General features: G+C 57.2%; 19 protein-coding genes. 3 read left to right on the top strand and 16 right to left on the bottom strand.

Annotation, left to right across the window (positions count from 1 at the left end; genetic code table 11):
• Nucleotides 1–50 precede the first annotated feature (50 nt).
• From alc to puuE, 3 genes are all read right to left on the bottom strand, one after another.
• Complete coding sequence (gene alc, locus RHP74_RS21605; RefSeq protein WP_059404692.1) at nt 51–1,046, bottom strand: allantoicase; 996 nt, start codon at nt 1,044–1,046, stop codon at nt 51–53.
• A 90-nt stretch (nt 1,047–1,136) separates the two neighbouring features.
• Complete coding sequence (gene uraD, locus RHP74_RS21600; protein ID WP_010456677.1) at nt 1,137–1,652, bottom strand: 2-oxo-4-hydroxy-4-carboxy-5-ureidoimidazoline decarboxylase; 516 nt, start codon at nt 1,650–1,652, stop codon at nt 1,137–1,139.
• Nucleotides 1,649–2,575: an allantoinase PuuE gene (puuE, locus tag RHP74_RS21595; protein ID WP_008031461.1), complete on the bottom strand. Its 927-nt coding sequence runs from the start codon at nt 2,573–2,575 to the stop codon at nt 1,649–1,651. The genes uraD and puuE overlap by 4 nt, the downstream gene beginning before the upstream one ends.
• A gap of 418 nt (nt 2,576–2,993) precedes the next feature.
• Between puuE and uraH the strand changes: the two genes are divergently transcribed.
• Nucleotides 2,994–3,347 carry a hydroxyisourate hydrolase gene (uraH, locus tag RHP74_RS21590; RefSeq protein ID WP_010456673.1) on the top strand — a complete coding sequence of 118 codons (354 nt, stop codon included), beginning with the start codon at nt 2,994–2,996 and terminating at the stop codon, nt 3,345–3,347.
• Nucleotides 3,348–3,503: 156 nt separating this feature from the next.
• On the opposite strand, the gene RHP74_RS21585 is transcribed toward uraH, so the two are convergent.
• From RHP74_RS21585 to RHP74_RS21535, 11 genes are all read right to left on the bottom strand, one after another.
• Entirely contained in the window at nt 3,504–5,363 is a 1,860-nt protein-coding gene (locus RHP74_RS21585; RefSeq protein ID WP_311096268.1) for a hypothetical protein, read from the bottom strand.
• A gap of 110 nt (nt 5,364–5,473) precedes the next feature.
• Nucleotides 5,474–7,360, bottom strand: coding sequence for a hypothetical protein (locus RHP74_RS21580; protein ID WP_311096267.1), 1,887 nt, complete (start codon nt 7,358–7,360; stop codon nt 5,474–5,476).
• A 233-nt stretch (nt 7,361–7,593) separates the two neighbouring features.
• Complete coding sequence (locus RHP74_RS21575; protein WP_311096266.1) at nt 7,594–10,932, bottom strand: calcium-binding protein; 3,339 nt, start codon at nt 10,930–10,932, stop codon at nt 7,594–7,596.
• Nucleotides 10,929–11,192 (bottom strand): hypothetical protein, encoded by a 264-nt coding sequence (locus tag RHP74_RS21570; RefSeq protein WP_311096264.1) that lies wholly within the window; start codon nt 11,190–11,192, stop codon nt 10,929–10,931. The genes RHP74_RS21575 and RHP74_RS21570 overlap by 4 nt, the downstream gene beginning before the upstream one ends.
• Before the next feature lie 208 nt (nt 11,193–11,400).
• Nucleotides 11,401–12,030 (bottom strand): LysE family translocator, encoded by a 630-nt coding sequence (locus RHP74_RS21565; RefSeq protein ID WP_010456665.1) that lies wholly within the window; start codon nt 12,028–12,030, stop codon nt 11,401–11,403.
• 72 nt (nt 12,031–12,102) lie between these two features.
• Nucleotides 12,103–13,452 carry an NCS2 family permease gene (locus RHP74_RS21560; RefSeq protein ID WP_172791410.1) on the bottom strand — a complete coding sequence of 450 codons (1,350 nt, stop codon included), beginning with the start codon at nt 13,450–13,452 and terminating at the stop codon, nt 12,103–12,105.
• Nucleotides 13,453–13,786: 334 nt separating this feature from the next.
• Nucleotides 13,787–14,158: a glutathione S-transferase N-terminal domain-containing protein gene (locus RHP74_RS21555; RefSeq protein ID WP_311096263.1), complete on the bottom strand. Its 372-nt coding sequence runs from the start codon at nt 14,156–14,158 to the stop codon at nt 13,787–13,789.
• A 101-nt stretch (nt 14,159–14,259) separates the two neighbouring features.
• Nucleotides 14,260–14,805 carry a GTP cyclohydrolase I FolE gene (folE, locus tag RHP74_RS21550; protein ID WP_003204506.1) on the bottom strand — a complete coding sequence of 182 codons (546 nt, stop codon included), beginning with the start codon at nt 14,803–14,805 and terminating at the stop codon, nt 14,260–14,262.
• 77 nt (nt 14,806–14,882) lie between these two features.
• Entirely contained in the window at nt 14,883–15,440 is a 558-nt protein-coding gene (locus tag RHP74_RS21545) for a Smr/MutS family protein (protein WP_010456652.1), read from the bottom strand.
• 87 nt (nt 15,441–15,527) lie between these two features.
• Complete coding sequence (locus tag RHP74_RS21540; protein WP_010456650.1) at nt 15,528–15,848, bottom strand: hypothetical protein; 321 nt, start codon at nt 15,846–15,848, stop codon at nt 15,528–15,530.
• A gap of 130 nt (nt 15,849–15,978) precedes the next feature.
• The gene (locus RHP74_RS21535) at nt 15,979–16,569 is read right to left on the bottom strand and encodes a cysteine hydrolase family protein (protein ID WP_010456648.1); all 591 of its coding nucleotides are present in this window, start codon (nt 16,567–16,569) and stop codon (nt 15,979–15,981) included.
• Between the two features lie 238 nt (nt 16,570–16,807).
• On the opposite strand from RHP74_RS21535, the gene prmB reads away from it, so the two are divergent.
• A complete protein-coding gene (gene prmB / locus RHP74_RS21530; protein WP_010456646.1) occupies nt 16,808–17,716 on the top strand; it encodes a 50S ribosomal protein L3 N(5)-glutamine methyltransferase in 909 nt (302 codons plus the stop codon).
• A gap of 126 nt (nt 17,717–17,842) precedes the next feature.
• Here the strand turns inward: prmB and RHP74_RS21525 are convergent, their stop codons facing one another.
• Nucleotides 17,843–18,634 (bottom strand): hypothetical protein, encoded by a 792-nt coding sequence (locus RHP74_RS21525; protein ID WP_311096262.1) that lies wholly within the window; start codon nt 18,632–18,634, stop codon nt 17,843–17,845.
• Nucleotides 18,635–18,733: 99 nt separating this feature from the next.
• Nucleotides 18,734–19,687, bottom strand: coding sequence for an alpha/beta hydrolase (locus tag RHP74_RS21520; protein WP_010456642.1), 954 nt, complete (start codon nt 19,685–19,687; stop codon nt 18,734–18,736).
• A gap of 129 nt (nt 19,688–19,816) precedes the next feature.
• Here RHP74_RS21520 and aroC point away from each other — a divergent pair, with 129 nt between their 5' ends.
• Nucleotides 19,817–20,908 carry a chorismate synthase gene (gene aroC, locus RHP74_RS21515; RefSeq protein WP_083376042.1) on the top strand — a complete coding sequence of 364 codons (1,092 nt, stop codon included), beginning with the start codon at nt 19,817–19,819 and terminating at the stop codon, nt 20,906–20,908.
• Nucleotides 20,909–20,915 lie beyond the last annotated feature (7 nt).

The following is a 20,915-nucleotide window of genomic DNA, read 5'->3' as shown; positions in this document are numbered from 1 at the left end:
CGGTCGGTGATACCTGTTGGAGCGAGGCTTGCCCGCGAAGGGCGCGCCGCTTACTTAGCGACCTTGCCCAATACCCGCAGGCGGCTCACGCCCCCATCCGGGAACACGTTCAGGCGGATGTGGGTGATCGGGCCCAGGGCCTTGATCTGTTCGGCGAAGGTGTGTTCGGCGTGCATTTCCAGTTTCTGCGCCGGCAGCAGTTCACGCCAGAACAGCGATTGGGTTTCGATCTGGCTGTCGGTGCCGCCCTTCACGAACGCGCCCTGGATCGAGCACGTGTCCGGGTAGTTGCCCTTGAAGTGCAGGGTGTCGACGATGACTTTTTCGATCTCGCCGGCATGACCCAGCGCGACGATGACCCAGTCGTTACCCGGCGTGCGACGACGTGCGGTTTCCCAGCCGTCGCCCATGTTGATGCCACGGCCCGGGTTGAGGATGTTGCTCATGCGGCCGAAGTGTTCGTCGGAGCAGGCGAGGGCGCGGCCACCGTTGAGGGCTGCGGCCAGGTCAACCTGTTCGTTGTCGCCGACAGCGGACCAGTCGCGGAACGGAATACCGTAGACACGCAGACGGGCCACGCCACCATCCGGGTAGATGTTGAAACGCAGGTGGCTGAAGGCCTGGTCATTGCTGATTTCGTGGTAATGGTGGCTGTTGCCTTGCAGCTCGACGGCGGACAGCACTTCAGTCCACTGGGTGTTGTCGTCCGGCTCGCCCGAGGCCAGGAAACAGGCTTCCAGGGAGGCCGACGGCGGGAAGTTGCCGGTGAAGAATGAAGTGTCGATGTCCACGCCTTTAATCGATCCCGGAACGCCCAGGCGGATGACGGCGCTGTCGTAGCCTTCGAAGCGCTTGCGGCGCGACTCCCAGCCGTCCATCCACTTGCCGTTGTCATCGAACACGCCCTCCTTCCATACGGCCGGGGTCGGTTGGAACAGACGGTTGGCGTCTGCGAACCAGTCATCGGTGACCGAGATGATTTTGGTGCCCAGGCGGGCGTCGGCCAGGTTGACGAACTTCTCGAAAGGTACGGCGTAAGCTTTCATTCTTCTTGTCTGCCTTTAATAAGTTGGCTTGGGATGCTTGCAGGGCCCTGGGAAACGCAAGCGTTCTAGAGGTTTCTCGGGCCAAGCTTGCTAGAGAGTCAGTAAACGGAACAGGGCGATCTTGTTAATCTCCGCCAGCGCGCATTTGAATTCGGTATCCGCCGAATTGTGGATGCGCGTTTCGAACGCCGCGAGGATCTGATGCCGGTTGCTGCCTTTTACCGCCATGATGAAGGGAAACTTGAACTTGGCCTTGTAGGCGTCGTTCAGCTCGGTGAAGCGTTGAAACTCTTCGGCCGTGCATTGGTGAATCCCCGCGCCCGACTGTTCTTCAGTACTGGCCGCGGTAAGCTGGCCCTGGACAGCGGCTTTGCCGGCCAGGTCCGGGTGAGCGTTGATCAGGGCCAGTTGGCTTTGATGATCGGCGCTCAACAGGATGTCGCTCATGCGCTGGTGCAGGGTTTCGATCTCATCGATCGAGGCGTCCTGCCCCAGGTCAAAGGCCTTCTCGGCCACCCATGGCGAATGTTCGTAGATATCGGCGAACGCAGCGACAAACGCGTCGCGGCTCAGGCTCGAAGGTTTGACGGTCTGGAAGGTGCTCATTGGGCAGCCCCTTGGTACGGGTGGGTTTCGTGCCAGTGGCGAGCGATGTCGACGCGACGGCTGAACCACACCTGTTCATGACTTTTAGCGTATTCGATAAAGCGCTTGAGCGAGGCCAGGCGCGCCGGGCGGCCGATCAGGCGGCAGTGCAGGCCGATCGACAGCATCTTCGGTGCTTCGGCGCCTTCGGCATACAGCACGTCGAACGCGTCTTTGAGGTATTCAAAGAAATCGTCGCCCTTGTTGAAACCCTGGACCTGGGTGAAACGCATGTCGTTGGTGTCCAGGGTGTAAGGAATCACCAGGTGCGGCTTGCCGGTCGGGTTGTTCGGTTCCCAGTAGGGCAGGTCGTCGTCGTAGGTGTCGCAGTCGTAGAGGAAACCGCCTTCTTCCATCACCAGGCGACGGGTGTTCGGGCCGGTGCGGCCGGTGTACCAGCCCAGCGGGCGTTCGCCAGTGATTTCGGTGAGGACGCGGATCGCTTCGAGCATGTGCTCGCGTTCCTGCGCCTCATCCATGTACTGATAGTCGATCCAGCGGTAGCCGTGGCTGCAGATCTCGTGGCCGGCATCGACCATCGCACGAATCACGTCCGGGTGACGCTGGGCGGCCATGGCCACGGCGAAGATGGTCAGCGGAATGTCGAATTCCTTGAACAGTTTCAGAATCCGCCAGACGCCGGCGCGGCTGCCATACTCGTAAAGGGATTCCATGCTCATGTTGCGCGCGCCTTGCAGCGGCTGCGCCGAGACCATTTCCGAGAGGAAGGCTTCGGATTCTTTATCGCCGTGCAGGATATTGCGCTCGCCACCTTCCTCGTAATTGAGCACGAACGACAGGGCGATGCGGGCATTGCCGGGCCAGTGTGGGTGAGGAGGGTTACTGCCGTAACCGATCAGATCGCGTGGGTAGTCAGCGCTCACTGCAGTCTTCCTTCTTGTTCGTTGACAGGTTGTGTGGCGGCCTGGCGGTGAGATGACAGGCTGGCGTCACAGCGATGGGCTGATTGTATACAACTTTATGTTCACTTTGTAAGCCTGATTTTTTGCATTTTTGATGAGCTGTCATCTTTGCATGTTATTGCAAGAAACCTGCCCGAATGGTCAGCTAATGGATGGAAGGACCTTTTAGCGCATGGTTTGGCGTCAGATTTGTTATGAAATCCTGGATGGCGACACTGGTTGGAAAAATGTCGTTTTTATTGTGTACAATTTTTTTGAAAAGTGTCTTAATCAGTCGCTCGCCGCAGCGTTTCGTGCTCCGAACCGGTGCGGTCTCCTTTCAACTGACTTCGGGAGGCGCGAGGTCTGACTGCTCCATGCAGGCAGGCGCGCAGAATCAATGGGACGTTTGACTACACACGTTTTGGACGCTGCACACGGTTGCCCGGGCAGCTCGATCAAGGTCGAGCTGTACCGCGTTGAAGGCTCGCAGCTGGAATTGGTCGCCAGCGCGATCACCAACAGCGACGGCCGTGTCGACGCACCGCTGCTGCAAGGCGATGACTACCGTTCCGGGGTCTATCAGGTTCAGTTTCATGCGGGCGATTACTACCGCGCCCGAGGCGTTCAGCTGCCGGAGCCGGCGTTCCTGGACGTGGTGGTGCTGCGATTCGGCATCTCTGCGGAACAGGATCACTATCACGTGCCATTGCTGATTTCGCCTTACAGCTATTCCACGTACCGCGGCAGCTGATCCCCCAAGCAGCTGCCTCAACCTGGAAGCGACTGCGCATATAGCTTCTTTGGTCTTTCGCCCGCTCACACTGCGGGCTTTTTTTTGTCTTGTGTTTGACACGGATACCTTGGGTTGCACCCCGCTGATGGACGGCGAGGTGCGCACGTTTCGCTATCAGCGTTCCTTGATGATGAACACCGAAGGGCTTCCTGCGAGCAGGTGCTGGACGCCGCCCATCAGCCATACCACATCACCCTTCGCATCGGCGGCAACCAGTGACTGGTGCGCTTCGTCGCCGATTCGCGTCTTCAGATGAGGGTCGTCAAGCTCTGCCATGGACGGCGGCAGAATTTCAATCGCATCGGTCTCCACACGTCCCACTTTCAAAAAGTACACCTTGTCGTGATTGGGCCTTTTAAATACCAGCGTTGGAGGCGTGAGCTGAACATTCTCTACGTTTGCGGGAAGGAAGACCTTGTAACCGCTGTGGCCCAGTATCGACGCGAGCAACAACGAAAGTCGTCCCGGCGCGTTGGGCAACTCGGTGTAGAACTGCCAGGCATGAGTGCTCTCGGGGTTGAAGTTCAACTGCTGTAAGGGCGTCACGGAATCCGGAGCGTGTAATTCGACGATTCGTCGGGCGCCATCATTACTGGACGCAACAGGCAACATGTCCAATGGGTCGCCGAGCCGTGGCACGCCCAGGTTCGATTTGCCCTCCCAGTAGCGAAAGGTTTGCTTCATTCGGGCCAAACCGCTGCCGTTGAACTCCGCTGACTCGTTGGATAGCTCAAATAGTCGCTTGGCGACGGCGCGGGATGTCGGCTCGGTGAAACCCTTGTAAACATCCGCGACCTGTTGCGTCAGTGTTTTCTCAAAGAGCCGAGCAGCGCCGTCGACTTTCCGGGTATTTGTTGCGGCGTGGTGGCTGGTGGCGACGGGTTGCAACGAAGGTGCCTCTTGCAACATGCGCTCGAAGGCCTCGAAGCGTGAGGGCGCAAATTCCGGGTGTTGAATGAACACGAGGGGGAGCTGATCGGCCATTGGCCCCTTTGGCACGATCGGATAATGGAGTTGGCCGATCATGATGGATTCCACCGAATCAGGCTTGGTTATTTTCCCCCAGGAGGCCCATAAATACGGGTTGTCATTCAGGGTGGCAGCAGGAGGGTTGTTATCGGCCACGGGGTTGGCCGCCTCGACCGGTTCGTCCAGACGAGGGCGCTTGCCTGGGGTGGGTCCTGAATCTTCAGCGTCTGAGGCCGGTGTGTTGGTTGCCTTGCGTTGCCAAAGTGTCATCCCTTCAATGTTTTCGAGTAACGGGCCCGAAGGGATCAATTCGCTCGTCGAGGAGGCCTGATAGTGGCCGTCCGTATTTTTGCGGACCATGACCGTGCCTTCTTCCGTCACGTCGACATAGGTTCTCTTCAGCTTGTCGTAACGAAGACCGTTGGCATCGGGTGACGTCAGTTTGTCGGCCAGGTGCCGAGGAATGATCTCCAGCGTTTCCGGCCTCACGGGAACGCTTGCGATGGGAAGGACCATGCCCTCGCGAGTGATTTTCCACTGCGCCTGGCCAGGCACCTTCGTGAGGATCGGCCCGGGTTGGCCCGGGGCAAACGGAAGAGGCACCTGGTAGTCGCCTCTCGCGTTTGCCCTGATCAGAAAAATGCCTTCCTCTCCAATATCGGCGTAAAGCTGCTGCTGGCGGCTCATGAAAAGCCCGGTGTCGGCGATGCTGAATAGTTCGTCGACCTTGTTCCGAGGCCAGGAAATCATGCGGGTAGCCATCTCGGCATCGTTTGTAGGGTTAGCCGACATGTCGCTAACGACGACAGGCTGACGAGGCAAGGTACTTTGCGATGAACCTGGCACATTGGCGTCTGAAACGGGATTGGCGTCTCCCCGCGATGTGCCAACCGTTGCGGCCTGATGGCCGCCTCGTACCCGGCTGTCGTCTGACGAAGACCTTGGAAGTGTTGTCGAGGTATCAGGTGTATTGGAAGTTGAAACTCTTTTTGGTGGTTTGGCCATCGGTCGTATTCCTGGATGTTTATATAAGTGGGTAATGTTTAAACAATAAGTATCTGAGGCCCGATAAGGGGCGTTTAATGATGTGCGGCTATCACTGAAGAAAGGCGGTATCAGCGCTCTCTGATAATAAAAACAGACTGCCATCCAGACGGCGTTGTTTGAACGCCGCCTAATAACCAGACAATGTTGTTTTGTTGGTTGGCGGTAATGAGAGCTTGCCGGGCTTCATTCCCCACCTGTGAAGCTAACGCCTGGTAGGCAAGTTCGGGCGCAAGAGACGGTTTTAGTCCAATCGCATTTTTCTCGACGATACCGAGTTTCAGGAAGTAAACCTTGTCATGACCCTCGCGTTTGAATATCAACTTGGGATTGCGATGTTCATTCAATAAAGGAAACACGTCATACCCGTTGCGGATCAATGCGGTGCTGACTAACCGTTTGAGGTTGTAGTCAGAGCGATCCGCGACAAAGCTGTCCCATTCCATCTGGAAATGCCTGGGGAGGAAGTCCAGCCTGCGCAAGGGTTCGCCAAATGCCGGAGGCACCATGGAAATGATTGTCCCCTCATCATCCATGCGTGAAGCGACAGGCAATAAATCAATCGGATTTTCGAACTTTGCATCAAAGATGCCCGCCCGTTCCTTCCAGTGATCCAGCGTCAATATGGTGGTGTACAAGCCGTCGCGGGCGATTACCTCGGATCCCCCCGAATATTCGAATAGTCGTTTTGCGACAGCGCGCGAGGTGACCGGTGAAAAGTCCGGGAAGGTAGTTGAAACAGACTCTGTCATCGGTTTTTCAAACAATCGGCGGGTGCTATTCACAATCCACTTGCCATCGCTGTTCAGGACTACCGGTACGGGCTGCAACCAGGGTTTCGCGTGCAACATCTGTTCAAACAAGTCGAAACGAGAAGGCTGGAATTGGGGATGCTGGAGGTAATTCAAGACTTTTGGTACGTTTTTGACCTTGGGTACCGTTTCATAATGCAGTTCACCGATCTGTATGGATTCCGTTGAATGCGGCTTGTTGACCTTTCCCCAGGATGCCCACAGGTAGGGGTTTTCATTGGTCGGGTGGGCGGGGTAGAGAGGAATAACCTGTTGCTCGGGCCCACGGGGGCCTGGCTGCTGTTCATGTTCCTCAAGGCGCTGGCGCTTGCTCGGACCGGCTTCTTCGACGGTGGAGGACGGTTGACGAGCCGTCAGTTGATCAGTGGTTTGCGTCGGAGCTTTACGTCGCCAGAATCGTGTCAGTCCAACCCTCTCGAGTACGGGGCCGGAAGGTGTCCATTCCTGGCCGAAGGTCGCCTGATAATCGCCATTCGCGTTTCTGACGACTTGAACAATGCCTTCGTCGAGCAACTCGACATAACTTCTCAGGTTGTGCCAACGAATTCCAAGCCTGTCAGCGGCGGGTAGTTTTCTGATCACCAGTGGATTGTTGATCAGATGGACGGGGGCCGCGAAGGTCGAAGCGGTCACGCGCGAACCCACTTTTTGTTCGCCTGGAGTTGACGGAAAAATGGACCACAGCGGCTTGCCTTCAACCTTCTTCAGCACCGGTCCGGCATGGTCAGGGGCGAAAGGGAAATAGACTTGGTAGTCTCCGTTGGCGTTCGGTTCCACTCTGCCAATGCCTGCGTATTCAATGTGGGCATATAACCTTTGCTCTTTGCTCATGAAGAGCCCGGTGTCACCGATGCGTATCAGTTGATCAACCTGCTCAAGAGGCCAGGACACCCTGTTCTCCGGTTGCAAAGAGGGGTGAGGAGTGCGAGCAGGCATGTGGGTGACAACCACGGGCTGTTGCTGGGAAGTGTCGCCTGGCAACGTATTTGAGGCAGGGACAAGGGGAGTGAGTTCTCCCTGCACGGGCGTGTCATTGCGGCCGGACGGGCCGACCCTGGCCACGTCATCCTCAGGAGAGAGTCTGGTGGAGGATGATGAAGTGCCAGGCGTATTAGGGTTTGGAATTTTCTTGGGTGGTTTAGCCATGGCCGTAGATCCGATAATAATCAGGTGAAGGTCTGAATCAGGACTGGCCGCTGATACAGACGAAAAATTAGTTGGGTGAAAAGCAGGGCTCGTGAAGAAGCACGGCCCTGGAAAACACGGTGGTTAGTTTTGATTGGATCAGCCGTCGAGAGGCGATAAATATGTATAGGGTGTGGCGGTATTTGCTACAAAAGACGTCTGCCTATCCTGAGGTTTGAAGTCTTGCGTAGGCGCTATAGAAGTTTGCAGGTGTCTAAAAGTATCCGCAGATCGGCGGCGCTTACCGGAGGGGTGGAACGAGTGCCAAACGCCATCAACTCATAACAGTGTTCGAGTTGGTGGGCGCACCGGTGTAAAGGCACCAGGTCGGCGTAAAGGACCGTGCGGGACGTGTCTGTATCAAGTATCCAACGACGGTCCGACAGGTTGTAAGACAGACTGCCGACAGTACCGTCTCTCAGGGCTATGTTTCGAACGGCGAGGTCCTCCATTTCCAAGGCTCTCAGGTCTGCCAATAGGGCGCCCTCGTTCAGAACATCGCCTTTGAAATACCGGCCATCCAGTGAGTCGATATAGACTTCGTCGAAATCCAGATCGACTTTATAGACAACGCCGTCTGGCGTGATGACCCGTATCTGATCGATCAAATCTTGTGGGTCGTCGTAGTGCGGAAGGTGAATGACGGTATGTCCGATCAGCAGACAGTCGTCCACCCGTTTGATTCTGGTGTAGGCGAGGCTCGTTGCATCGAATTCCCAGGTAGACGCCGATGGCGATTTGAGTAGGGCGTTCGCTCGAGCGCCTGGCGTTGAAATGCCTAGCGTCATTTCGGAGCTGAGGTGGACAAGGTACGTCGAGCCGTCACCCTCCAGATGTTCGATGGTTGTTTGTTCAGGGTAAGCGACCAGTTGGACGCACTTCTCCCGGTTGCCCAGGTGATGGGCCTCGTTGTCCAAGGGCTGACAAAAAACAGGCGCTCCTTCTCTGGCCACGAGTGGCAGCGGCACTTGGCGGGTGCGCTCCATTGGACCGTTTATTTCGAACTGATCGTTGGAAAAAGCTGAATCGGGCAAGGAGGGTGGATCGACTCTATAAGAAACACCGTCATTCATGATCAGAAGAACAGCTTGGTTCAACACGTTGGTGGGGCGCGTCAGTCGGCTTGTGATTCTCTGGTCGCCGCCCCAGATAGAGCTGGCCAGGTTGTTGATAGTCAATCGCTGACTGTCAAAGTGAAAGGTCAGACCACATTCTTTGTACATGATGCGATCAAAGTCACGTTGGCGCATCAGGTCTACCTTGAAGTAAGCCTCGACCCGCGTCAGTTCATGGCTGGCATACTCCAGATAAAGGGTTGCCAGCGTGTTTGTGCTTCGTTGTTTTACTGTAAGGATCGTATGTTTATTGAGTCGCGAAACAAAATAACTCGTGTTTTTGTCGTGTGCGATCGTGTATTCACGGTTGTAAAGGATGACCGGGTTTTGGGTTTTTCCCTGTTCAGTAATGACTGTTTTAATCTCGAGGGAGCCGGCAGCCTCTATGGTTTCAGGAAGTTCAGGCATCAAATGAAACCCGTCCTTTGTAACGAAAGTCAGTTTCCTGTTCTGCAGTTGCCGTCGATCGTTGGCTGTTTTATAGACGCCCTTGATGTAGACATCCCGCTCTTTAAGATCGTCGAGATCAAAGCCTGAGGTGATGACCAGTTCGTGATTGTCGATTTTCCAGCTCTTTATCAGGTCCATTCTCCAGTCAAGTGCAATGACGCTCTCCTCCACGCCATCTTCAGTAATGAATACGTTGCCGGGTTTATGGGCCACCGCGTAGTGATCCTTTCCGGGACCTCCGGCGGCTGTACCTTCATTGTTCAGGAGATAGATTTTGTCATCCCCGGCGCCCGCCTCAATGGTGTCGCGACCGCGCGACTTGATGACATTCGGGCCGCCCGTACCGATGACCTTGTTTTGCGCACCGGCCAGGGTTTCGACGTTCTCAATGCTCTCCAGAAGCGTGTGCCGATAGTTGAAACGGCCCTCATTGGTCTGGTCACGGGTGATGATGGACAGTCGTCCTTCGTTCAGGTCGATGAAATACCCGAATCTTTGGCGGTTGCCCTCAGGATAGCTCCCGGTAACTACTAGCGTATCGCTGCCCAAACCACCTTTCAGAAGAGTGGGTAGAGGGTCTTTTGGACCGTTTTTGAGAAGTTCGGCGGCGCCTTCGAAGATGAATTCATCGTCTTTCTCTCCCCCGGTCAGATGCTTGATACCTGCGCCGTAATAGAATCTGTTTGGCTTTTTTTCAACACCCACGATGGTGTCGTCGCCGCCACCCATAAACCACACCGCACCTTTGTTCTCTCCTGGCGTTCCGAACTCCGCGCCGGGCATGTCGTCAGTCACACCGTTCCGAGCATCAATCGTGTCGTTACTATCAATGACGTGCGGTTTTTGTATGGTTTTATATAGGTACTGTTGCGCCTCCCAATCGAAGCTAGGCACCTGTGTCGGCTTTAGCTCGACCTTGAACTTGCCGTTTACAATGACTTCTGTACTGTCTTTTAATTTTCCTTCCAGTAATTTTCGGGCGGTCGCTTGTAACAATCTCGAATGTTCAACCGTTGATTTGGCAATCGCGTGGCGGGTTTGTATGTCGTCGTCGGGGAGAATTCCCCAAAAGGCGAACCAGCCCGTGCGCAGGCGCTCATGGGTAGTGAGTTCGATGTAATCATCGATATCGTCGACAACGCGTACCGCCGCATAGACCTGAGAACCTGCCACCAGCAGAAGTCCGGCCGTCAGCCCCACCGGGCCGATAAAGGAGAAACCTGCCAGTGCGGCGGCACCCAGAATCAACGTCATGGCCGCGCTGGTCACACTCAAGCCAGCAGCGACATAGTGATCCGTGGCTTCTTTGCCTGTGGTTGCCGCTGCGCTATTAAAGGATTTGACGGCGGACATGACATCGAAGGGCAACGTCAGTGCGCTCGCGATCAGCCCCGCGCCACGCCCCAGTCGAACGCCGAAGCTGGTTTTGGCAAAATCCCTGTAGGCTTTTTGCCCGGCTTCGATCATGTATTTTGCTTGCTTGGTGACCGCCACTTCGACGGCTAATGAAGTGACTTCCGCTGAAGTGCTGAGGCTGTTGAATACAACTTCGCCATGATCTTTTCTTGCAATGGCGTCTTGCAGGCCGCGCAGCCCGCTGTAAATACCGAAGGCCTGAAGCCCGGTCCCCATGCTGACCATGCTGCTACTTTTGACCCGATTCACCCAGGGAGGTGTGGTTTTGGACAAGTGCGCGTGGCGTATATCAAGCCTCTGCGCCGCGTTCAGCAATTTGTCCAGTTTGTGGCGGTACTGTTCAGGATCGGCAGCGGGATCAGGTAATTCTCTTAGCAGGGGCGGAGCCGTTAGTGGGCGTTGCGACGCCATTTCAAACAGCAAGGAAGGCAGTGCGTAATCATCCCGGGTGCCGGTGAATCGCATACGCGCTTCAATAAATAAAGGGTCAAATTGCAAGGCGTTGATAAAAGACCGCTTGGGGTGTCGCAAGAACGTGTTTTGAGCGTTCAATCCTGACCATTTGATGTCGCGCCCAGTGCATCCAGTGCACACCGGGTAATCGAGTGGGTACCTATTTTTATAGGGCCGAACAGCTCATCAATAACGCGTAGCTGGCTTTTATTGGCATTTGTTTGTTGCGGGGCGGAGGCGATGCTTTCTTTATCGAAATCAATAGTGGTAGGGGAGTACTCATTGGCTTGCAGTTCAATATCCGTCACTTCGACGGCATTGTAGTGATCGGGATCGGGGGTTTGGAAAACCATTGCCATAGGAACTTCCTTTTCCAGGCGTCGTGTGCAAAATCGCAGCGCCATGGTAGGGGGAGTTCTGAAAAGACAACTATATATATTTATATCGCGTGTTGCGGTTTGTTGCGGGGCGGGGTTGAAGTGTTGCCATCCTTGGCAAACACTTCTTAGTGCGTTGGCGTTGATAACATCTAATGAAATCAAGAGTTCAAGTAATAGGGCAATACGATCAGTGGTTGCTTAGTAAGGAGGCTGCGCCCGCTCCACTGAAGAGTCCTGCGCTCACCCGGTTAAACCAACTTTGTCCTTTGCCACTGCGTAAATACCTGGCCGCACCATGAGCGCCCAGCCCATAAGCTAATTTGCACAGCAGATCCAGCACAGTCCAGGTCGCAATCATCATCAGCAACTGCGGCAGGAACGGTTGTTCGGCGCTCAGAAACTGCGGCAGGAAAGCAGCAAAGAACAAAATATCCTTCGGATTGCTCGCGCCCAACACGAATGCGCGTCCGAAGAGGGCACGAAAACGTGGCACCGGTGCAGCCTGGGGCACTTCAGCGCCAACCGATGGCTGGCGCGATTGCTGCCAGCTCTGCCAGGCGAGGTAGAACAGGTACAGCGCACCAACGATTTTCAGCGCGCTAAACAACTGTTCCGATGCCAGCAACAGGGCGCCCAGGCCCAGCGCCGAGGCACTGAGCAGGCAGATCGAGGCAATAACGCCCCCCAGGAACGCCGGGTAAGAGCGGCGCAAACCGTAATTCAGACTGTTGCTGATCATCAGCAAAGACAGGGGCCCCGGGATCAGGATCACCACCAGCGCAGCGCCGCTGAACAGCAGCCAGGTTTCCAGACTCATCACTTTCCTCCATTTGTGCAAAAGCCCCACCCGACGGGGTGAGGCTGATTTGAAACACTGACGCCGTAACGCTTACAAGAAAATAAACTTGGCGATGAAGATCGCGCACAACACCCACAGACTGACGGAAATTTCCTTGTGCTTGCCGGTGAAGGCTTTCAGGACCACGTAGGTGATAAAGCCCAGCGCGATGCCATCGGCAACCGAGAACGTCAGCGGCATCATGATCGCAGTGACGATCGCCGGAATGCTGTCGGTCGCTTCGTCCCATTCGATGTGCGCCATGCCGCCCATCATCAGCATCGCCACATAAATCAGCGCACCCGCTGTTGCATAAGCAGGGATCATGCCCGCCAGTGGAGCGAAGAACATGGCTGCAACAAATAACACACCCACGGTCACAGCGGTAAGACCAGTCCGACCACCCGCCGCTACGCCAGCGGCACTTTCCACATAGCTTGTGACGGGTGGGACGCCGACTACAGCGCCAAACACGCTGGAAGCACTGTCAGCTTTCATGGCGCGAGAAAGGTTTTCAATCCGGCCGTCCGCGTTCACCAGGTTGGCGCGCTGGGCGACGCCCATCAGGGTGCCGGCAGTGTCGAACATGTGCACGAAGAGGAAGGCCAGCACCACGCTGATCATGCTGACGTTGAACACGCCGGCAACATTCATGGCCATCCAGGTGGGCGCCAGGCTTGGCGGGGCAGACATGATGCCTTCGTAGTGGACGAGGCCCAGGCCCCAGCCCGCGAGAGTCACGGTGATGATGCTGATGAGGATCGCACCGAACACTTTGTGGTAGCTGAGCACGGCGATCATCAGGAAGCAGATGGCGGCCAGCAACGGGCCGGGCTCGCGCAGGGAGCCGAGCTTGATCAGGGTGGCCGGGCTATCAACGACAATGCCGGCGGTTTTCAGGCCGATCAACCCAAGAAACAGCCCCACGCCGGCGCCCATGGCGTAGCGCAGACTCACAGGAATGCTGTTGAGCAACCATTCGCGAATCCGCGAAAAGGTCAGGAACATGAACAACACACCGGAAACAAACACCGCGCCAAGGGCGGTTTCCCAGTTGTAGCCCATGGTGCCGACCACGGTGTAAGTGAAGAAGGCGTTCAGCCCCATGCCCGGTGCCAGGCCGACCGGCCAGTTGGCATACAGGCCCATTAACAGGCAACCGAGCGCAGCAGCGATACAGGTCGCGACGAACGCGGCACCGTGATCGATCCCGGCGTCGGCCATGATGTTGGGGTTGACGAAGATGATGTAGGCCATGGTGATGAAGGTTGTCAGACCGGCAATCAGCTCGGTCTTCACCGTGGTGCCGTGCAAACTGAGTTTGAAAATGCGCTCAAGCAAGCCATTGCGTAACGGCGGCGAGAGTTCCAGCGTCGGGGCTTCGGATTTGCGGCTTTCCACAGCGAATACTCCTCAAGAGTTTTATTGTTATTTCCAGGGCCGGACCCATGAGGGTGGCAGCGGCCCTTTGAGGCATTTGCGAATTTGTTGACCGGCTGGTCAGAAACTCGCACGAAGTGGATTATGCTTTTGTATACAAATAAAGCAAATAATGTTTTTGATTTTGTAGACGAAAAGTTTGGCAATAGGGATATATCGCCGGGAGGGAGGCCTTCGTCGTACCGCTGACCGAGCCCGGCTCGCATCACAAGCAAGCCGGGAAACGACTGGGGGGAGGGTAGAAACGAATAAACCGGCCAATGGGCCGGTTTATTTTTGTTCGAGATCCGCCGTGTCAGGCAGCTGCGAACCGCTTATCCAGATAATCAATAATCACCTTGGACTCATACATCCAGGTGGTCTGCCCATTTTCTTCAATGCGCAGGCACGGCACCTTGATCTTGCCGCCTTGCTCCAGCAGGGTCTGGCGATCCTGTTCGTTGTTCTTCGCATCGCGCAACGTTACCGGCACATTCAGACGACGCAGGGTGCGACGGGTTTTCACACAGAACGGGCAGGCGTGGAACTGATACAGCGTCAGGTCCTTGGCCGCTGTTTCGACCTGAGCCTGAGCGGCGGCGGGGCGCTGCTTCTTGCTTGGGCGAGTAATGAAGTCGATGAAGATGATCAGTTGGCCAAGGCCGACACGAAGCGCTTTTACGAACACGGAATAAGCCTCACAGGGCGAACGGAAGGCGCGCAGCTTACCTGATTTTTCACAGACGAAAAAAAACCGGCGATGAATGCCGGTTTTCTTCGTGTAACGAATTACTTGATCAGGCTGAGAAACTCGCTGCGTGTCGCGGCGTTTTCGCGGAACTCACCCAGCATCACCGACGTGATCATCGACGAATTCTGCTTTTCCACACCGCGCATCATCATGCACATGTGCTTGGCCTCGATCACCACCGCAACGCCCAGGGCACCGGTGACTTGCTGGACCGCATCGGCGATCTGGCGGCTGAGGTTTTCCTGGATCTGCAGGCGGCGAGCGTACATATCGACGATCCGCGCGACTTTCGACAGGCCCAATACTTTGCCGCTCGGGATGTAGGCGACGTGAGCCTTGCCGATGAACGGCAGCAGGTGGTGTTCGCACAACGAGTAAAGCTCGATGTCCTTGACCAGCACCATTTCGCTGTTGTCGGAGCTGAACAAGGCACCGTTGGTGACTTCTTCCAGTGTCTGTTCATAGCCGCGGCAAAGGTACTGCATGGCTTTGGCGGCACGCTTTGGCGTGTCGAGCAGGCCCTCGCGGGAGACGTCCTCGCCCAATTGGCCGAGAATCGCGGTGTAATTCTGTTCCAGGGACATGAAACTACCTGTGGGGATTTTCGCAAAGGGCAAGGGTACGGTGGCAAACACGGCGCTGCAAGCGTGAAGCGACAGCTTTACTCGTCGCGACCTTCCATCATGGTCCGTTTGAGCATCACATACACCGCGCCGGCACCGCCATGTTTCGGTTGGCAAGAGGTGAAGCCGAGTACTTGGGAATGCTGACGCAACCACGTGTTGACGTGGCTTTTGATCATCGGCCGCTTGCCGTCCAGACGCACGGCTTTGCCGTGGGTGACACGCACACAGCGGATTTCGAATTTGGTTGCTTCAGCCAGGAACGCCCAGAGGGTTTCCCGGGCTTTTTCCACCGTCATGCCGTGCAGGTCGAGGCTGCCTTCGAACGGAATCTGTCCGATCTTGAGCTTGCGTATCTGGCTTTCCTGAACGCCGTCACGGGCCCACATCAACTCGTCTTCCGGGCCGACGTCGATCACGAACTGATCGGACAGACCATCAACGGTGGTGGCATCGGTGCGAACGGTCGCGGCCTGACGCAACTTGGCGATTTGCGCGCGGTCGGCCTTGGGTTTGCCGGTTTCGGCGCGATCGTGCTTGATCGGCTTGACGCCTTGGATCGCACTTTTGAACAGGGAAAAATCGTCGTCTTGCATGTCAGCCTCCGCGAAGGGCGGCCAGTTTACCCAAGTCGAGGCACTATCCATAACAATTGAGGCCCGCCTAAAAGCCGGGCCTTCAATTCAATCGTGTTTTTTCATCAGGTGCGGGGACATGTTCAGCTCTCGCGATTGGCGCGAACGACGCCGGCAACGACGCCAAAGCCACACACCGATATAAAGCACGAACAGGCCAACGGCCAGTATGATCGCCGAGCCCAGCGGGCTGGCATTCAATTCGCCCAGGGCCGGAGGGCGGCCGAGCAGGCTGGCGGCGCCGGCCATTGCCAGCAACACACCGCACGTCGCCAGCAAGGCAGCAAAGGCTGCGCCGAATCGAAAACGCCAGTTGCGTTGGCCCTTGGGCCGCAAGCGGCGTGCGTCAAAACCATCGGATAACTTCATTCCGACCTTCCTCAATGGGTATCGGCCCTTCGACCGGGAGTTGTCCGGGTTGTTCCTGAGGCTAAGTCAATTGCAGCAAATGAGAGGCTTTTGCGGATGAGCGGCGGTATTGACCGCTCTTCGAGGCCGATCAGATCAGTTCATGAGTGAGCGCGAGGGTGGCGAAGTTGTCCGCCATGATCGCCATTTCGGTGTGCTGAACATGCTCGGCTGTGAGTACGCCACCTTTGTAGGGCAGATCGCGAGTCGCGCAGGCGTCTTCAACCAGGGTGCAGCGAAAGCCCAGGTTCTTTGCGGCACGCACGGTGGTGCTGACGCTGGAGTGACTCATGAAGCCGCACACGATCAGGTCCAGGGAGCCGAGTTCTTGCAGTCGATCGTACAATGGGGTGCCGTGAAACGCACTCGGCAGCAGTTTGCCGATAATGGTTTCGTCCGCCAGCGGCTCCAGGCCCGGGATAAACTCACCGCGCTCGCCCTGTGGATCGAACAGCCCGCCCACGGTGCCGAGATGGCGCACATGCACGATCGGACGACCGGCGGCACGGGCAGCGGCCACCAGTTGCTTGATGTTCGCGACGGCAGCATCCATGCCGGTCAGGGCCAGCGGGCCGCTGAGGTATTCTTTCTGGGCATCGATGATGACAAGGGTCGCATGACCCAGATTGGCTGCTGCGTAACCGCGGCCGCTGAGTTGAAACATCGTTTTTGGAACGGACATTCTGGGGCTCCTTGGAGTGGGGCTTTTGCGACATTGTCCTCTGGCTGAGCGGTTCTGTGAATCGCTACTATCGCAGGCGCCGTCGTTGCTGGCGTGCAGCCTTGTCAAGATGCAGGTTTTGTTCAATAGCCAACAGTGAAAATGGACATGTCCTACATCTGATCTGCTGTTTTCCCGCGTCGTCGTGGCGCGTTTTGGCTGTTAGAATCGCCAGTCGTTTTTTCTGGAGTTTACCCCCGTGATCACTTCCCGCCTCCGTACCCTGCGTGACCATATCCGTTGGGCCGTCAGCCGCTTCCATGGGGAGGATCTGTTTTTCGGCCATGGGACCGACAACGCCTGGGACGAAGCCCGTCAACTGGTGTTGGGTGCCTTGCACTTGCCGTGGGAGATCGCTGACAGCTACCTCGATTGCGCCCTGGAAGATGACGAACTGGTCAATCTGCAACGCTTGCTCAAACGCCGCATCGAAGACCGCATTCCGACCGCCTACCTGCTGGGCGAAGCCTGGTTTTGCGGGATGTCGTTCATTGTCGACGAACGTGTGCTGATCCCGCGCTCGCCGATTGGCGAGCTGATCGAAAAGCGTTTCGAGCCGTGGCTGGGGGCCGAGCCGGCGCGGATTCTCGACCTGTGCACCGGTTCCGGTTGCATCGGTATCGCCTGCGCCTACGAATTCCAGAATGCTGAAGTAGTGCTGGCCGATCTGTCGTTCGAAGCGCTGGAAGTGGCCAACCAGAACATCGAGCGCCATGGCGTTGATGAGCGGGTGTACACCGTTCAGGGTGATGGGTTTGACGGCTTGCCGGGTCAGCGTTTCGACCTGATCGTGTCGAACCCGCCTTACGTTGACGCGGAAGATTTTGCCGACATGCCGGACGAATATCAGCATGAACCTGAACTGGGCCTGGCCTGCGGTGATGATGGTTTGAACCTGGTGCGACGGATGCTCGCTGAAGCAGCGGATCATTTGACCGAGAAGGGCTTGCTGATAGTTGAAGTGGGCAACAGCCAGGTTCACGTTGAGGCGCTGTACCCGGAAGTCGACTTCGCCTGGCTCGATTTCGAGCGCGGTGGGCATGGTGTGTTCATGTTGAGTGCGGAGCAGTGCCGCGATCATCAGGCCCTGTTCGCTTCCCGCGTCTGACTATAGGGCGCTTTCGCAGGCAGGCCTTGCTCCTACAGGTCTTGTGTGTGCCGCATCATTTGGGCACGACGCAAAATCGGTGGGAACGTGGCTTGCCCGCGCAGACCGCGCCGCGGTCTCGGATCGTTACCGGTGCGTAGCAATCCAGATCAGTAATCCCGCCTGAAACACCGCAAACGCCACCAGGCACGTAATGGTAAAGCGCAGACCGGCGTCTTCACGCTTGTACTTGCTGACCTTCTCTTCGTGTTTCTTCAGCTTCACTTCCTGCTCGGCCAGGTTCTGCTCGGCCTGTTGAAGCATCTGCGCGGCTTCGAGTATTTCCACCACTTGCAGCTTTTCGCTGTTCCAGTCACCCAGCAGGTCTTCGACCTTTACTTCTTTGACGCTGCCTTTCAAATGCTGGGCGTCGGCGTAGACCACTTCAAAACCATGGGCCTTGAGAAACTGATCGCGGCGCAGGCGCGTGTCTTCGTTCAACGCATCTTTATTGTTCAGATCCGTGCCGTCGACGGTGTAGCCAGGCCAACGCTTCTTCGCCCAAGTGATGCCCTGGGCGGCCATGAACCGGCCGATGCCACGGTTCATCGGTTCAATCTGCAAACCGCTTTCAGGCTCGAAATGCACACGCTTGGCGGTGTGATCGACCCACACGTCCAGATGGTTCTGCTCTTTGCGCACGCGCTGACCGGGCAGCTTGATGCTCATGCGCATCAGGCTGTGGTCCTTGCTGTGGCGGTCGGCGTAACCGAATTCGACAAAGCGCAATGGCCGCCCACCGGTATTGCGGTCGGTTTGCAGCGGCGCCAGGCGGAGCATCTTGTGGTGCTCGACGTGAACGTCCGCCCACGGCAGCTCGACCGCTGGCGGTGCGTCTTTTTCAGCGGTCGTGTCGGGTGAAGTCTGGGTATCAGTCATAACGGCGAGATCCTGTCCAAGCTCTGCTTGTCGTCAGTCATAGCGCTGGCGACAAAGGCTTATCGGCCGTTTTTTTCAGGACTGGAGGGTGAGTAGTGGCTAACTGGTGCGAAGTCCGTCAATAAACTCGAGGATTCGCGCGCCGAGTTCGGCGGCCAACGGCAATTGCGGGTCCTTGTAAGAGGCCATTTGTCGTTTCACGTCGTTGGGCACGATGCGCATGACGTGGTTCATGCCTTCGATCAGCGCCAGTTCGGCGTCCGGTTTGGCCGCCTTGAGCATCCTGGCGTCACCGACGCCGACCTGAATGTCGTTGCTGCCCTGGATGATCAACGCCGGCATTTTCAATTTGGCGAACGCTGCCTCCGGGTCCTGACGGAACAGCGAAATCAGATACGGCTGCACGCTCGGGCGGAAAATCACCTGTAACTGCGGCGGCACGTTGTCGTCGGTTTTGCCGGCCTTGAGGCTGTCGAGCAGCTCATTGCTGCGCAGCATCAACGGCGGTGGCAGGCGATTGCTCAATTGCTGACGCAACACCTGGTCGATCGGCCGGGCGCTGCCCGACATGGAGATGACCGCGGCGGCATCGACGCTGGGTGCCGCAAGGCTGGCGATCAAGGCGCCTTCGCTGTGGCCCAGCAGAATCAGCTGGCCAAAGCGCGGGTCGGTTTTGAGCTTGCGGCCCCAGGCCTCGGCGTCGGCGACATAAGCTTCCACCGACAGATTGCGCTCGTCCGGCGTCGCTGCGAGGCTCGCCGCCACGCCGCGCTTGTCGTAACGCACGCTGGCGATGTTGTGTTTGGCCAGCACCCAGGCCAGCCGCTTGAGGCTGTCGTTACGGCCGCCGTCGGGGTTGTTTCCGTCACGATCCGTAGGACCGGAGCCGGAAATGATCAGGACAACGGGCACGGGGGTGTCGGATTTAGGCAGCAACAGCGAGCCGAAAAGCTCCCCGGTGCCGGTATCCAAAGTGATCGGGCGTTGCAGGACAGTGGCCTGGGCAAAGCCGGTAAACAGGGTAAGGCTCAAGGCTAGAACTCGCAGCATCATCACGCCATCATTCACAAAGGTGCCGGTTGGACTCGCGGGCACCCATAAGGTTCGAGGATGAACTACTTGGGTAGCCTGCGTATACTGGCGCGCATTACGTATTCAGGTTCATTTCACGGAGCGTCCTGCATGTCCGGCAATACCTACGGCAAGCTGTTCACTGTCACCACCGCGGGCGAAAGCCATGGTCCGGCGTTGGTCGCCATTGTCGACGGCTGCCCGCCGGGGCTGGAGATTTCCGTTGAGGATCTGCAGCGCGATCTGGATCGCCGCAAACCCGGCACCAGCCGCCACACCACGCAGCGCCAGGAAGCCGACGAAGTCGAAATCCTCTCCGGCGTGTTCGAAGGTCGCACCACCGGTTGCGCCATCGGCCTGTTGATCCGCAATACCGACCAGAAGTCCAAGGACTACTCGGCGATCAAGGATCTGTTCCGCCCGGCCCACGCCGACTACACCTATCACCACAAATACGGCGAGCGCGATTACCGCGGTGGCGGACGCAGTTCCGCCCGCGAAACCGCCATGCGTGTAGCCGCTGGTGCGATTGCCAAGAAATACCTGGCCACCCAGGGCATCGTCATTCGCGGCTACATGAGCCAGCTCGGCCCGATCGAGATCCCGTTCAAGACCTGGGATTCGGTGGAAGAGAACGCGTTCTTCAGCCCGGACCCGGACAAGGTGCCGGAGCTGGAAGCCTACATGGACCAGTTGCGCCGCGATCAGGATTCGGTCGGCGCCAAGATCACCGTCGTCGCCGAAGGCGTGATGCCAGGCCTCGGCGAGCCGATCTTCGACCGCCTCGACGCCGAACTGGCCCATGCGCTGATGAGCATCAACGCCGTGAAAGGCGTGGAAATCGGCGCCGGTTTCGCCAGCGTCGCCCAGCGCGGTACTGAACACCGCGACGAAATGACCCCGGAAGGCTTCCTCAGCAACAACGCGGGCGGCATTTTGGGCGGGATCTCCTCCGGTCAGCCGATCGTTGCGCACCTGGCCCTCAAGCCGACCTCGAGCATCACCACGCCGGGCCGCTCGATCGACGTTCATGGCAACCCGGTGGACGTCATCACCAAGGGCCGACATGACCCCTGCGTCGGCATCCGCGCCACGCCGATCGCCGAAGCGATGATGGCCATTGTGCTGATGGATCACCTGTTGCGTCATCGCGGGCAGAATGCCGACGTGCGTGTGAGCACGCCGGTGCTGGGTCAGCTTTAATGGCTGA

The sequence above is a fragment of the Pseudomonas sp. SG20052 genome (assembly GCF_031766055.1).
GTDB classification, from domain to species: Bacteria; Pseudomonadota; Gammaproteobacteria; order Pseudomonadales; family Pseudomonadaceae; genus Aquipseudomonas; species Aquipseudomonas mandelii.
Note: the sequence above shows the minus strand (reverse complement) of the source record. Positions and strands in the feature narration are given on the sequence as shown.

Coding starts and splice junctions, on each gene's coding strand:
- alc (WP_059404692.1), bottom strand. CDS start 1,046: ATGAAAGCTTACGCCGTACCTTTCGAGAAGTTCGTCAACCTGGCCGAC.
- RHP74_RS21570 (WP_311096264.1), bottom strand. CDS start 11,192: ATGGCAATGGTTTTCCAAACCCCCGATCCCGATCACTACAATGCCGTC.
- folE (WP_003204506.1), bottom strand. CDS start 14,805: ATGTCCCTGGAACAGAATTACACCGCGATTCTCGGCCAATTGGGCGAG.
- RHP74_RS21545 (WP_010456652.1), bottom strand. CDS start 15,440: ATGCAAGACGACGATTTTTCCCTGTTCAAAAGTGCGATCCAAGGCGTC.
- RHP74_RS21525 (WP_311096262.1), bottom strand. CDS start 18,634: ATGACTGATACCCAGACTTCACCCGACACGACCGCTGAAAAAGACGCA.
- RHP74_RS21520 (WP_010456642.1), bottom strand. CDS start 19,687: ATGATGCTGCGAGTTCTAGCCTTGAGCCTTACCCTGTTTACCGGCTTT.
- RHP74_RS21585 (WP_311096268.1), bottom strand. CDS start 5,363: ATGGCCAAACCACCAAAAAGAGTTTCAACTTCCAATACACCTGATACC.
- uraH (WP_010456673.1), top strand. CDS start 2,994: ATGGGACGTTTGACTACACACGTTTTGGACGCTGCACACGGTTGCCCG.
- uraD (WP_010456677.1), bottom strand. CDS start 1,652: ATGAGCACCTTCCAGACCGTCAAACCTTCGAGCCTGAGCCGCGACGCG.
- RHP74_RS21580 (WP_311096267.1), bottom strand. CDS start 7,360: ATGGCTAAACCACCCAAGAAAATTCCAAACCCTAATACGCCTGGCACT.
- RHP74_RS21535 (WP_010456648.1), bottom strand. CDS start 16,569: ATGTCCGTTCCAAAAACGATGTTTCAACTCAGCGGCCGCGGTTACGCA.
- aroC (WP_083376042.1), top strand. CDS start 19,817: ATGTCCGGCAATACCTACGGCAAGCTGTTCACTGTCACCACCGCGGGC.
- RHP74_RS21565 (WP_010456665.1), bottom strand. CDS start 12,030: ATGAGTCTGGAAACCTGGCTGCTGTTCAGCGGCGCTGCGCTGGTGGTG.
- RHP74_RS21540 (WP_010456650.1), bottom strand. CDS start 15,848: ATGAAGTTATCCGATGGTTTTGACGCACGCCGCTTGCGGCCCAAGGGC.